The organism is Nocardia sp. NRRL S-836, from assembly GCF_001279525.1.
In the GTDB taxonomy this organism is placed as follows: Bacteria; Actinomycetota; Actinomycetes; order Mycobacteriales; family Pseudonocardiaceae; genus Lentzea.
The window spans coordinates 124,400-139,349 of the sequence record NZ_LGDY01000106.1 but is presented as its reverse complement, the minus strand read 5'-3'; the positions used below and the strand labels follow the sequence as shown (position 1 = coordinate 139,349).

4 protein-coding genes are annotated in these 14,950 nt (G+C 72.5%); all 4 read left to right on the top strand.

What is annotated here, in order from left to right:
- Positions 1 to 10,261 (top strand): non-ribosomal peptide synthetase (locus ADL03_RS24375; protein ID WP_157529166.1); only part of this gene is annotated, 10,261 nt, incomplete at its 5' end.
- 13 nt (positions 10,262 to 10,274) lie between these two features.
- Positions 10,275 to 11,285, top strand: coding sequence for a guanitoxin biosynthesis L-enduracididine beta-hydroxylase GntD (gene gntD, locus ADL03_RS24370; RefSeq protein ID WP_063798692.1), 1,011 nt, complete (start codon positions 10,275 to 10,277; stop codon positions 11,283 to 11,285).
- 14 nt (positions 11,286 to 11,299) lie between these two features.
- Entirely contained in the window at positions 11,300 to 13,147 is a 1,848-nt protein-coding gene (locus tag ADL03_RS24365; RefSeq protein ID WP_053735857.1) for an ABC transporter ATP-binding protein, read from the top strand.
- The gene (locus ADL03_RS24360) at positions 13,140 to 14,924 is read left to right on the top strand and encodes an ABC transporter ATP-binding protein (RefSeq protein ID WP_053735856.1); all 1,785 of its coding nucleotides are present in this window, start codon (positions 13,140 to 13,142) and stop codon (positions 14,922 to 14,924) included. Before ADL03_RS24365 ends, ADL03_RS24360 begins: the two co-directional genes overlap by 8 nt.
- The last annotated feature ends 26 nt before the right edge of the window (positions 14,925 to 14,950 follow it).

The window sequence follows — 14,950 nt, the reverse complement described above, 5'->3', positions numbered from 1 at the left end:
GCAGGCGGGTGGGACGTACGTGCCGCTTGACCCGGCGTTGCCGCACGGGCGGTTGCGGGATGTGCAGGCGGCGGCCGGGGTCGAGCTGGTGGTGTCACGCGGGGACTACGCGCTGGACGCGACGCGGGTCGTCGAGTTCGCGGAGCTGCTGACCGCGCCCGCGGAATGGCCTGACGTCGTCGGCATTCCCGGGCGGCTGGTCTACACGATGTTCACGTCGGGCTCGACCGGTGTGCCCAAGGGCGTGGAGATCACAGAGGAAGGCGTCGTGCGGGTCGCGCTCGACCCGGCGGTGGCCGCGCAGCCCGGTGATGTCGTGGCGCACATGGCCGCGGTGTCGTTCGACGCCTCGACCTGGGAGATCTGGACGGCGTTGCTCACCGGCGCCACCCTGGCCGTGGCACCGGCGAACCTGGCCGAACGGCTGGACGTCGCCAAGCTCTTCGCGGCGCACGGCGTGACGTTGTCGTTCCTGACCACCGGCCTGTTCCACCAGCTCGCGGACACCGATCCGGCCGTCTTCGCCGGGCACCGGCTGGTGCTGACCGGCGGCGAGGCGATGTCCCCCGTGCAGGCGCGCAAGGTCCTCGACGCGAACCCGGCCGTGGCGATCCACAACATGTACGGCCCAACTGAGTCCACTGTGTACGCCTCGTCGCACGACATGCACACCGGTCGACTCGGCCCGTCGTCCGTTCCGATCGGCACCGCCCTGCGGGGCCTGCGTTTTTACGTGCTCGACCGCTGGCTGCAGCCGACCCCGATCGGCGTTCCGGGCGAGCTGTACATCGGCGGCACCGGTCTGGCGCGTGGGTATGCGGGCCGTCCGGATCTCGCTGCCGAACGGTTCGTGGCGGATCCGTTCGTGCCGGGTGCGCGGATGTACCGCACCGGTGACCTGGTGCGGTGGGGTGCGGACGGTGTGGTGGACTTCGTCGGCCGGACCGACGACCAGGTGAAGATCCGCGGGTTCCGGGTCGAGCCGGGCGAGGTCGAGCACGTGCTGACCGACCACCCGGACGTCGCCAACGCCGCCGTGGTCGTGACCGACAAGCGCCTGATCGCCTACGTCGTGGGCACCGCCGATCCGGCTGACCTCCGCCGGTTCCTCGCCGAACGGCTGCCCGAGTTCCTGGTGCCCTCGGCGATCGTGCCACTGGCCGAGCTGCCGTTGAACAGCAACGGAAAGCTCGACAAGCGCGCGTTGCCCGACCCCGGCGCCCCCGAGACCACCACCGCCTACGAACCACCCGCCACGGACGCCGAACGCACGCTCGCCGCGGTGTGGTCTGAAGTGCTCGGCGTCGAGCGCGTCGGCGTGCACGACAACTTCTTCGAGCTGGGCGGCGACTCGATCGTCAGCCTGCAGATCGTCGCGCGGGCCCGTGCCGCCGGACTGGCGCTGGAGATCCCCGACCTGTTCACCCGCCAGACCGTCCACGAGCTCGCCGCCCACGTCACCGCGGCCGCGCCCGGCGCCGCCGACCAGGGCACCGTCAGCGGGCCCGTGGCGGTCACGCCCATCCAGCGCTGGTTCCTCCGCGAGGACCTGCCCGAACGCGACCACTTCAACTGGTCGGGCATGTTCGAGCTGGCACCGGGCACCGACGCGGCCACGATCCGGGCCGGGCTCGCCACCGTCGTCGCCCACCACGACGCCCTGCGGCTGCGCCTGCGCGGTGACACCCAGGAGAACGCGCCCGCCGAGACCGCCGACCTGGTGACCGTGCTGAGGACGGATCTCGACGGTCCCGCGCTGGAGGCGGCCGTCACCGCGGCCATGACCAGCGCGCAGACGTCGTTGAGCCTCACCGACGGACCGCTGCTGCGTGCCGTGTACGTCGACCGCGGCGACCGGCCCGCGTGGTTCGGCCTCACCGTGCACCACTACGTCGTGGACGCGGTCTCGTGGAACGTCCTGCTGGAGGACCTCGACACCGCGTGCTCCGGCGGCGCCCTCCCGCCGAAGACCACCTCGTACCAGGAGTGGGCCGCCGCGCTGGAAGCGTTCGACCCGCACGACGAGCTGCCCTGGTGGCGGGAGGTCGTGCGGACGACCACGCCCGTGCCCACCGACCTCGACGGCCCCAACACCGAGGACTCGACCGGCTCCGTCCGCGTCACCCTCGACGCCGGCCGCACCACGACGCTGCTGACCCAGGCGCACCGCGCCTACCGCACCCAGGGCCACGAACTGCTCCTCGCCGCGCTGCTGCAGGTGCTCGGGCGCTGGACCGGCACCGGTGCCGCGGCCATCGACCTGGAGAGCCACGGCCGCGAGCCGATCGCCGACGGCATCGACCTGTCCCGCACCGTCGGCTGGTTCACCGCCATCCACCCCGTCGGGCTGCACCACGACTCGCTCGACGACACCGCCGGCGTCATCAAGGCGGTCAAGGAACAGCTGCGGGCCGTGCCACGCCGCGGCGTCGGCTACACCGTGCTGCGCGAGCGCGATCCGCAGCTGCGGTCCGCGCCGGACCGCCCGGTCGTCTTCAACTACCTCGGTGGCGCCGACACCGCGGAGGACGCCGCGGGTCTGTTCGCCCGTGAGCTGCCCGAGGACCTGTGCGGCCCGGCCGAGGGCGACGGCGGCCTGCGCTCGCACGTGCTCGGTGTCGAGGTGGCCCAGGCCGCCGACGGGACGCTGGCCGTGGAGTGGCAGTACAGCACCCGGTTGCACCACCGTTCGACGGTCGAGCGGCTGGCCGAGGCGTACGTTGCCGCGCTGGCCGAGATCGTGGACCACTGCCGGTCGGGCGCGCACGGTCTCACGCCGTCCGACGTGCCGCTGGCCACGCTGGATCAGTCCGCATTGGACGGTCTGGTCGCCCGCACGCCCGGACTGGCCGACGTCTACCCGTTGTCGCCGTTGCAGCAGGGGATGCTCTTCCACGCCGTCGAGTCGCCGGACAGCGGCGTCTACTGGACGCAGGACGTCCGCGAGCTGACCGGTGAGCTCGACGTCGACGCCATGCGCGCGGCCTGGCAGCTCGTCCTCGACCGGCACCCGGCGTTGCGCACCGCGTTCGTGTGGACCGGTGTGCGCGAACCGCTGCAGGTCGTCGTGGGTGACGTCGAGGTGCCGTTCTCGGTGCACGACTGGACTTCCGTCGCCGATCCCGCGGCCGCCGTCGAGCAGCTGCTGGCCGAGGACCGCGCCCGCGGCTGCGACCTCGCCACCGCGCCGCTGCTGCGCGTCCACGTCGCCCGCGGCCGGGACCGGCACTGGGTGCTGCTGGCGTTCCACCACCTCTACGCCGACGGCTGGAGCATCCCGCTGTTGTGGGACGAGGTCACCGCCGCCTACCGCGGCGAGCCGTTGCCGCCGACGCGGCCCTACCGGGACTTCATCGCGTGGCTGAGCCGGCGTGAGCCCGCCGACGCGTTCTGGCGTGAGTACCTGGCCGGGTTCGACTCGCCGACACCGCTGCCGGTGGACCGCGTGGTGCGGGAGCACTGGGCCCAGGGCCGCCAGGAGCTGGCGCTGCCCCGCGACGTCACGACGGCGCTCGTCGCACTGGCCCGCGACCGCCGGGTCACGCTGTCGACGGTCGTGCAGGCGGCGTGGGCCGTGCTGCTGTCGGCCTACTCCGGTGAGGACGACGTCGTGTTCGGCCTGACCGTGTCCGGGCGCCCCGCCGACCTGCCCGGCGTCGAGTCGATCGTCGGCCTGTTCATCAACACGCTGCCCGTGCGGGTGCGGGTGCCGTGGGAGCGCTCCTTCGCCGACTGGCTCGGCGACCTGCAGGAGAACCAGGTCGCGGTGCAGCAGCACGAGCACACGCCGCTCGCCGACATCCAGCGCGTCGCCACCGGTGGCCTGTTCGACAGCATGCTCGTCTTCGGCAACTACCCGCAGGGCGCGGCGCCGGAGGAGGGGGAGGAGGACCCCGACGAGCTGTTCGCCTCGACCGACTCGGTCGAGCAGATGCACTACCCGATGATCCTCGCCGTCGACCTCGAAGCGACGCTGAAGGTGGAGGCCAACTTCTCCACCGGCGCGTTCGACGCGACCACGGTCGAACGGCTCCTCGGCCAGCTCGCCGAGGTCCTGACCGCCGCCGCCCGCCGGCCCTCTGCCGCCGTGCGCGAGGTGACGCCCACGCCGGTGACCGGGTGGGGTGCCGGGCCGGCCGTGGACGAGCCCTTCGAGGGCCTGGTGCAACGGTTCCGGGCGGCTGCCGACCGCTTCGCCGGCGAGATCGCCGTGCGGGGTGGCGGGGTCGAGCTGACCTATGCCGAGCTGGGTGAGCGGGTGGCTCGGGTGGCGGCCGGGTTGCGGGCCGCTGGTGTGCGGGACGAGACGCGGGTCGGGCTGTGGTTCGAGCGGTCCGTGGACCTCGTGGTGGCGATTCTCGGTGTGGTGCAGGCGGGTGGGACGCAGGCGGGTGGGACGTACGTGCCGCTTGACCCGGCGTTGCCGCACGGGCGGTTGCGGGATGTGCAGGCGGCGGCCGGGGTCGAGCTGGTGGTGTCACGAGGGGACTACGCGTTGGAAGGCCCGCGCCTGGGCGTGATCGAGCTGGCCGACCTCGCTGCGGCGACCGCCGATCTGGGCGTTTCCGCTCAGCAGCAAGAACTCCCCGCTGTGCCGGGGCGGCTGGTCTACACGATGTTCACCTCGGGCTCGACCGGTGTGCCCAAGGGTGTGGAGGCCACCGAGGAAGGCGTCGTGCGCGTCGCGCTCGACCCCGCGGTGGCCGCACGGCCCGGTGATGTCGTGGCGCACATGGCCGCGGTGTCGTTCGACGCCTCGACCTGGGAGATCTGGACGGCGTTGCTCACCGGCGCCACCCTGGCCGTCGCGCCCGCGAACCTGGCCGAACGACTGGACGTCGCCACGTTCTACGTCACGCACGGCGTGACGTTGTCGTTCATGACCACCGGCCTGTTCCACCAGCTGGCGGACACCGATCCGGCCGTGTTCTCGGGCCACCGCAAGGTGCTCGCGGGCGGCGAGGGCATGTCACCGGTCCAGGCGCGCAAGATCCTCGACGCCAACCCGGCCGTGGCGATCTACAACATGTACGGCCCGACCGAGTCCACCGTGTACGCGTCGTACCACGACATGCACACCGGCCGACTCGGACCGGCCACCGTGCCGATCGGCGATGCGTTGCGCGGCCTGCGTTTCTCCGTGCTGGACCGGTGGCTGCGGCCCGCGCCCGTCGGCGTGCCGGGCGAGCTGTACATCGGTGGCACCGGTCTGGCGCGTGGGTACGCGGGCCGTCCGGACCTGGCCGCCGAACGGTTCGTGGCGGACCCGTTCGTGCCGGGAGCACGCATGTACCGCACCGGTGATCTGGTGCGCTGGGGTGCGGACGGTGTGGTGGACTTCGTCGGCCGGACCGACGACCAGGTCAAGATCCGCGGGTTCCGGGTCGAACCGGGCGAGGTCGAGCACGTGCTGACCGGTCACCCGGAGGTCGCCAACGCGGCCGTGGTCGTCCGTGAGCTGCAGCAGGGCAAACGGCTCGTCGCCTACGTCGTGGGCACCGCCGACCCGGCCGACCTGCGCGGCTTCCTCGCCGAGCGGCTGCCCGAGTTCCTGGTGCCGTCGGCGATCGTGCCGCTGGACGAGTTGCCGTTGAACAGCAACGGAAAGCTCGACAGGCGCGCGTTGCCGCTGCCCGACGCACCGGGCTCGGCACGGCACGAGCCACCCGGCACCGAGGTCGAACGGACCCTCGCCGCGGTGTGGTCGGAGGTGCTCGGGGTCGAGCGCGTGGGACTGCACGACAACTACTTCGAGCTCGGCGGCGACTCGATCGTCAGCCTCCAGGTCGTGGCCAGGGCCAGGGAGGCCGGGCTGGAGCTCACCATCGCCGACCTCTTCACCCACCAGACCCTCCAGCAACTCGCCGCGCACACCGGCGTCGCCGTCGGTTCCACCACCACCGCGGAACCGCTGGCCGACCTGGAACCGCTGCGGGCACGGGTGCCGGGCCTGGTCGACGCCTACCCGCTGTCGCCCATGCAGCAGGGCATGCTGTTCCACGTCCTGGAGGCACCCGCCGACACCGCCGTCTACTGGGCGCAGGACGTGCGCGAGCTGCGCGGACCGCTCGACGTGGCCGCGCTGCGGGAAGCCTGGCGGGTCGTCGTGGGCAGGCATCCCGCGCTGCGCAGTGCTTTCGTGTGGGAGGGCGTCGAAGAGCCGTTGCAGGTCGTGATCGGCGAGGTCGACGTGCCGTTCGAGGTGCTCGACTGGACCTCGGTCACCGATCCCGCCACCGCGCTGGACGAGCTGCTCGACGCCGACCAGCGGCGTGGGTTCGACGTCACCACCGCGCCGTTGCTGCGGGTCTACGTGGCCGACCGGGGCGACCGCCAGTGGGTCGTGTTCACGTTCCACCACCTGTACCTGGACGGCTGGAGCATCCCGCTGGTCTGGGACGAGGTGCTCGCGGCGTACCGGCGTGAGCCGTTGCCGCCGGTGCGCCCCTACCGCGACTACATCGCCTGGCTGCGGCAACAGCCGGACGCCGACGACTTCTGGCGCGAGTACCTCGACGGCTTCACCTCGCCCACGGCCCTGCCGGTCGACCGCACCACCCGACGGCACTGGGAGCAGGGCAGGCGGCACCGCGAACTGCCCGAGCACGTCGCCCTCGCGCTGGAAGCGCTGGCACGGCGCGAACACGTCACGATCAGCGCCGTCGTCCAGGCGGCGTGGGCGTTGCTGCTGGCGTCGCACAGCGGTGACGACGACGTGGTCTTCGGCCTCACCGTGTCCGGACGTCCCGCCGGACTCGCCGGTGTCGAGTCCATCGTCGGGCTGTTCATCAACACCCTGCCCGTGCGGATCGAGGTCCCCGGCGACCGCACCCCGTTCGAACGGTGGCTGCGGACCGTCCAGGACGGCCAGGTCGCCGTGCAGCGGTTCGAGCACTCACCGCTGGTCGACATCGGGCGGGTCGCCGGCGTGCCGAGGCTGTTCGAGAGCATCGTCGCGGTCCAGAACCTGCCCGGTGGCGGTGCCGACGACGGCGACGCCGACGAGTTCGACTCGCCCGCGTTGCTGGAACAGGGCCGCTACCCGCTGAAGCTCGTCGTGGACGTGGACGGCCAGCTCGCGCTGCTGTGCGAGTACTCGACCGGTGCGTTCGACGACGCGACCGTGGAGGCGTTGCTCGACCAGCTCGAACGCATCCTCACCACCGTCGCCGCCGCGCCGGGCACACCGGTGCGGGAGATCGCCCTGCTCGACGCCGGGCAACGGGCCGAGGTGCTCGCGTGGAGCGCGTCGGAGGCTCGGGAGATGCCCGCGGCACACCTGGCCGCGCTGTTCGGGCGTCAGGTCGCCGCCCACCCGGACCGGCCCGCGCTGCGGGGCGGCGGTGCCGAGCTCACCTACGCGCAGCTCGACCGCAGGGCCACCGGGGTCGCGGAGTGGTTGCGAGGCCACGGGGTTCGTGCGGGCACCCGGGTCGGGCTCCACCTCGACCGCGGCATCGAGCTGATCGTCGCGATGCTCGGTGTGATCGGTGCGGGCGGCTCGTACGTGCCGCTGGACCCGGCTCAGAGCCCGGCACGCCTCGCGCAGATGGTCGAGACGGCCGAGGCCGGGTTCGTCGTGACGGCGGGCGGGTGGTCACCCGAGGTGCCCGGCGTGCGCATCCTCGACCTGAGCGCAGCGGAGGTGTTGCCGCACAACGGCCTCACCGGCGCCGAGGCCGCGTTGCCGGTCGTCGGCGACCCGCGCAGCGAGCTCTACGTGCTCTTCACCTCGGGCTCCACGGGCGTGCCCAAGGCCGTGTCGCTGACCCACGAAGGCGTGGCCAGGGTCTGCACGGACCCCGCGGTGCGCGTCGAACCCGGCGACGTCGTGTCACACCTGGCCGGCATCGGCTTCGACACCGGCGCGTTCGAGATCTGGCTGGCCCTGCTCAACGGTGCCACCCTCGCCGTCGGCCCGGCGGACCTGGCCGAGCGGCTGGACGTCGGCACGTTCCTGCGCGAGCACGCCGTCACCGCCGCGCTGCTCACCACGGGCCTCTTCCACCAGCTGGTCGAGACCACACCGGACGTGCTCGACGGGTTGCGCCTGCTCGTCGTCGGCGGCGACGCCCTGCAGGCCCAGCACGCCCGCACGGCCAGGGAACGCCGCCCCGGCCTGCGGATCGTGAACGCCTACGGGCCCACCGAGACCACCATGACCTGCACGGTCCACACCCTCGACACGACCGTCGACGCGCAGGTGCCGATCGGCCGGCCGTTCGCGGGCATGCGGGCCCACGTGCTCGACCCGTGGCTGCAGGTGCTGCCGCCCGGTGTGGCGGGCGAGCTGTTCGTCGGCGGCCCCGGCGTGGCCCGCGGGTACGTCGGCCGCCCGGACCTGACCGCGGAACGGTTCGTCCCCGACCCGACCGGCACCGGGGAACGCCTGTACCGCACCGGAGACCGGGCCCGCTGGCGGGCCGACGGCACGCTGGAGTTCCTCGGCAGGACCGACGAGCAGGTCAAGATCAGGGGCTTCCGGGTCGAGCCCGGCGAGGTCGAGGCGCTGCTGGCCGCTCACGAGAACGTGCGCGCGGCGGCGGTCGTGGCCACGACGGCCGCGACCGGGAAACGCCTCGTGGCGTACGTGGTCGGCGCGGCCGGTACCGACGAGCTGCGCGCGTTCCTGCGCGAGCGGCTGCCGGACCACCTGGTGCCCTCGGCGTTCGTCGCACTCGACGCCCTGCCGCTGACGCCCAACGGCAAGCTCGACCGCCGCGCCCTGCCCGAACCGGCCGCACCGGAGACGGACGCGCACGTGGCGCCGCGCACCGACGCGGAACGGGCGCTGGCGGACATCTGGGCGAGGTTGCTGGGCGCGGACCGCGTCGGCGTGCACGACAACTTCTTCGACCTGGGCGGCGACTCGATCGCGGTGCTGCAGGTGGTGTCACGCGCCCGCAACGCCGGGCTGGGCCTCGCGGTCGCGGACCTGTTCACCCATCAGACGGTCGCCGAGCTGGCCGCCGTGACCACGGTCCCCGCCCGCGTCGAGGAGGGCCCGGCCACCGGCCCGGTGCCGCTCACGCCGATCCAGCGGTGGTTCACCGGGGCCACCATCGACGACCGGAACCACTGGAACTGGTCGGGCCTCTACGAGCTCGCACCGGGTGTCGACCACGGCAAGCTCGCCGCCGCGCTCGACACCCTGCTCACCCACCACGACGCCCTGCGCACCCGTCTGCACCACGGGCTCGACGGCTGGCACCAGCACGTCGCCGAACCGGGCGGGGCCGTCCCGTTCACGGTCGTCCAGGGCGACGTCCAGGAGCACATGACCGCGCTGCAACGCTCACTGGACCTCGAAAACGGTCCGCTCGTGGCGGCCGTGCTCTTCGACCGCGGTGCGGAACCCGCGTGGCTCGGTCTCGTCGCGCACCACCTGGTGGTCGACGGCGTGTCGTGGAACATCCTGCTGGAGGACCTCGACGCGGCCTACCGCGGCGAACCGCTCGGGGCGAAGACGACGTCGTTCCGGCGGTGGGCCGAGTCCGTCGAGGCCTTCGCGGGCAGCGACGAGGTTCGCGCCGAGCTGCCGCACTGGCTGGAGAAGGCGGAGACGGCGTTCACGCTGCCGGTCGACGCCACCGGCGCCAACACCGAGGACTCCGCCGCCGTCGTGGAGGTCACCGTCGGCGCCGCGGGCGTGCCCAACGCCCAGGTCCTCGACCTGGTCCTGGCCGCACTGCTGCGGACGCTGGGGGAGTGGGCCGGCACCGGCACCGTCGTGGTCGACCTCGAACACCACGGCCGGGAAAGCCTCGCACCGGGCACCGACCTGTCCCGCACGGTCGGCTGGTTCACCTCGGTCCACCCGGTGGTGCTCCGGCACGACGACCTGACCGACGGCGCCGGGCTCCTCGCCGCGGCCGCCGAAAGCCTGGACTCCGTGCCACGGCACGGGGTCGGCTACGGCGCACTGCGTCACCTGACCGCGGAGGACCCGGACGTGCGCCGCCTGCGTGCGGCGCCCGACCGCCAGGTCAACGTCAACTTCACGGGCGGGTTCGACGCCGTGACCGACGGCGAGGCGGGCATCGTCGCCGACGAACTACCGGGTGACCTGTGCGGTGAGAGCACGAGTGGGGGCTTGCGCCCGTACGCGCTGCACCTGGAGATCGAGCGCACCGGCGGGGGAGAGCTCCTCGTCGCGTGGCACCACAGCACGAACCTCCACCGGACCGAGACCGTGCGGCGGGTCGCCACCCGCTTCCGGCAGGCCGCGGAGGACCTGGTCGAACACCTGAACAGGAATTGAGGGGGAGCAGTCCTTGTCCACGCCGAAACGGATCTACCACCTGTCGACCGAGGAAGCCGCCGAGGTCGAGAACCTGACACTGCGCATCGCCAAGGAGTACTCGGGCCCGGAGGACGAGCAGCTGCTGCGCGACCTGCCGCTGCTCGCCGCCGAGCTGCCCGTGGGCCAGCGCCGCTTCCTGCGCGACTTCGCGCTGGAGGACCGGCTGGGCTACTGCGTGGTCCGCGGCCACACCATCGACGACGCGCGCATCGGCCCGACCCCGAGGCACTGGCGCGGCCGGCCGACCCCGACCCCGGAGTTCGCGGAGGAGATCCTCATCCTGCTGCACGGCTCCCTGCTCGGCGAGCCGTTCGGCTGGAAGACCCAGCAGGACGCCCGGCTGGTGCACGACATCTTCCCCATCAAGGGGTTCGAGACCGAGCAGATGGGCATCGGCAGCACCGACACGCTCACGCTGCACACCGAGGACGCGTTCCACCCGTGGCGGGCCGACTACCTGCTGCTGGAGTGCCTGCGCAACCCCGACAAGGTCGCCACGATCGTGTCCGAGCCCGACCTGCCGTCGCTGGGCGCCGAGCACCTCGGGCTGCTGCACGAGCCGAACTTCCTGATCCGGCCGGACGACTCGCACCTGGCGAAGCACAACGTGACCGAGGGCGTGGACGCGGAGTTCTCCGAGATCGACGAGATGAAGGCCGACGACAACCGCGTGGCCGTGCTCTACGGGTCGCGCGAGCACCCGTACATCCGCATCGACCCGTACTTCATGGAGACCCCCGCGGACCCCGCCGCGCGCAAGGCGCTGGAGGCGGTCAGCGACCTGCTGGAGGCGTCCTGCCTGGACGTCGCGCTGGAGCCCGGTGACGTCCTCGTCATCAACAACCACCGTCTCGCCCACGGCCGCCAGGCGTTCCAGGCCCGCTACGACGGCACGGACCGCTGGCTCAAGCGGGTCAGCATCACCACCGACCTGCGGAAGTCCCACGAGCGGCGCGCCTCGGCGACCGCACGCCTCATCTGACGGATACGGAACCCATGCGCAACCCGCTCCGCAGCCTCCCGCCCACCGCCAAGGGCATCCTCGCCGTCCTCCGGGTCCTGCCACGGGTCAGCCGCCCGCGGACGGCGCTCCTGGCGGGTGGCGTGGTGGTGAGCGCTGTGCTGCCCATCGGCATCGCGGTGCTCACCGGCCTGCTCGTCGGTGGCATCGAGGGTGCCGCACGCGACGGTGCGGGCTCACCCGCCGCCGACCGGGTGGGCACCCTGCTGGTCGCCGTCGCGGTCGCGATCCTCGTGGAGCGGCTGACGTCCCCGCTGCTGCGGGCCACGGTGTCCACGCTCGGCCGCGACGTCGACCGGTACCTCCAGGAGGTCGTGCTCGGCGCGTTGGGCCGGCCCAGGGGCATCGCCCACCTCGAAGACCCCGACGTGCTCGACGAGGTCCGCATCGTGCGGGGCCTCGGCATGAGCGCGCACCGGCCGGGCCAGACCGTCGAGGCGCTGCCCGAGGTGCTCACGTCGTGGTTGCGCGCCATCGGCTCGGCGGCCGTGCTCACCTGGTTCCACTGGTGGCTCGGCCTGCTGTGGCTCGTGGTCTGGCCGATCATCGTCTACCGCATGCAGCGCGACTACCTGCGCGTGGGCGAGGAGGGCTTCGGGCAGAGCGCCCAGCTGCGCCAGGCCGAGTACGTCCGCGACCTGGCGCTGGACCCGCCGCCGGCCAAGGAGGTCCGGCTGTGGGGCGTCCTCGACTGGCTCGTCACGCGCTTCGACACGCTGTGGCAGGCCGGGATCGGGCCCATCCGGCGGGCCCGGCGGCCACGGCCCGCCATGGTGCTCGGCTCGGCGTCCGCGATCCTGGTCATCAACGTCCTGTCGTACGGCCTGCTGGCCTACGCCGCGGTGCGGGGTGATCTCACGCTCGCCGCCCTCGCCGTGTTCGTGGAGGCACTGGCCAACGCCAACGAGTACGCCGTCGGCGACGAGCACCTGTACCTGTCCAACGCCGCCGTCACCGTGCCGAAGGTGCTCTCCCTGGAGAAGCGCCTCGCCGGCAGCGCCCCCGCCGAGTCCGGTTCACCGGTCGGCGCGGACGTCCCCGCACGGGAGATCCGCTACGACGGCGTGTCGTTCCGCTACCCCGGCACCGGCCGCGACGTCCTCACCGGCCTGGACCTCGTGATCCCCGCCGGGCGGTCGCTGGCGGTCGTCGGCGACAACGGCGCGGGCAAGACCTCGCTGGTGAAGCTGCTCGCCGGTTTCTACGAACCCACCGGCGGCAAGATCACCGTGGACGGCGCGGACCTCGCCGGCCTGGACCCGCGGGCGTGGCGCAGCCGGGTGGCCGTGCTGTTCCAGGACTTCACCCGCTACCACCTGCCGGTGCGCGACAACATCGGCCTCGGCGCCCCCGAGCACGCCGGTGACGAGGCCATGCTGCGCCGCGCCGCCGACCGGGCCGGGATCGGTGAGCTGGTCGAGTCGTTGCCGAAGGGGTGGGACACCGTGCTGTCGCAGGCCTACACCGACGGCGTCGACCTCTCCGGCGGGCAGTGGCAGCGCGTCGCACTGGCCCGCGCGATGTTCGCCGTCGAGGCGGGCGCCAGGGTTCTCGTGCTCGACGAGCCCGCGGCCGCTCTCGACGTGCGCGCGGAAGCCGAGCTGTACGAACGTTTCCTGGACCTCACCCAGGGGCTCACCACGATCCTGATCTCGCACCGCTTCTCCACCGTGCGGCGGGCCGACCGGATCGTGGTCGTCTCCGGCGGCCAGGTCGTCGAGGCCGGTGGCCACGACGAGCTGATGGACCGCGACGGCCGCTACGCCCACCTGTTCCGGCTGCAGGCGGAACGCTTCCAGCCCGTGGGGGGCACCGATGCGTGACACCTGGCGGGCCTTCGTCACCACGATCAGCTTCGGCTTCCGCGCGGCACGCTGGTACGCGGTGTTCCAGATCCTCACCGAGATCGCGGTCGCGCTCACCGGACCGTTGATCGCCTACAGCGCCGGCGTTCTGGTCGACGCCGCCCGCGAACGCGACCTGGACTCCGCGCTCACGGCCGGGCTCGGCATCGCTGCGGCCACCGGGCTGCTCGTCGTCGCCCAGTACTACAACGCCCACTGCGTGTTCGCGGTCCTCGAACGCACCCAGGCGCTGTCCGACCGGACGTTGATGCGCATGCTCGGCGGCATCGACAGCCTCACCCCGCACGAGGACCCGAAGTACCTCGACCAGATCCAGCTGGTGCGCGAGGAACGCGAGAGCCTCGCCGAGATGACCAACGCCATGGCCGGTCTGATCAGCGCGTTCGTCGGCTTCGGCGCCACCGCGGCACTGCTGGCCGATGTCCACCCGGCGCTCATCTCGCTGGCACTGCTGGCGTTCATCTCGCTGTGGATCACCAGCCGGGCCAACGACCTCGCCGTCGAGGCCCAGGAGGACACCGGCGAACCGGAACGGTTGCGCCGCCACCTGTTCGACATCGGCACGACCGCCGGTGCGGGCAAGGAGCTGCGCGTCTTCGGGCTCACCCGCGAGCTGGTCCGCCGCCACCACCGGGTCTCCGACGAGGTCCTCGGCACCCGCAACCGGGCCGCCTGGAGGGGTGCCGTGCTCAAGAGCGTCGACGCGGTGGTCAACGCGGGCGGGTTCGTCGGCGCCATCGCGCTGGTGGTGTGGCTCGCGGTCCAGGGCAGGGCCACGCCCGGTGACGTCGTCATGGTCGTGGCGCTCACCATCGAGATGGCCGCGGTCGTCGCCACGTCCGTCGGCTACAGCGGCGACTTCCTGTGGTGCCTCAAGCAGGCCCGGCGTTACGTCTGGCTTGAGCGCTTCGCCGCCACCGCGGGCAAGCACCCGGCCGAGCCCGCCGCCCCGCCCGCGGCGCTGAGCCACGGCATCGACCTGGTCGACGTCACGTACCGCTATCCCGGCAGTGAACGGACCGTCCTCGACGGCGTGTCGCTGCACCTGCCCGCCGGTTCGGTGGTGGCGCTGGTGGGGGAGAACGGCGCGGGCAAGTCCACGCTCGTGAAGCTGCTGTGCGACTTCTACCAACCGGACGGCGGCGAGATCCGCGTCGACGGCGTGGACCTGCACCGCATCCCCACCCGCGAGTGGCGGACCAGGGTCAGCGGCGCGTTCCAGGACTTCGTGGAGCTGCAGCTCGCGGCCCGCGAAACCGTGGGCGTGGCGGACATCGCGCGGATCGACGACGACGCCGCGCTGCACGGTGCCCTCGACCGGGCCGGTGCCCGGTCCGTTGTGGACGGCCTGCCGCGCGGCCTCGACACGCGGCTGGGACGGGCGTGGGACGGCGGTGTCGAGCTGTCCGGCGGCCAGTGGCAGAAGCTGGCACTCGCCCGCGGCCTGCTGCGCACCGATCCGCTGCTCGCCGTGTTCGACGAGCCCACCGCCGCGCTCGACCCGCAGACCGAGCACGCGCTGTTCGAGCGTTTCGCCGCCGCCGCACGCGCAGGGAAGTCCAGGGGAACGGTGACGCTGCTGGTGTCGCACCGCTTCTCCACCGTGCGCATGGCCGACCTGATCGTCGTCCTCGACGGCGGCCGCATCCGCGAGATGGGCAGCCACGAGCACCTCATGGCCCACCCCGACCTCTACGCCGAGCTGTACGAGCTGCAGTCCTCGGCCTACCGATGAAAGGCGTCCTATGAAGTTCGAACCAG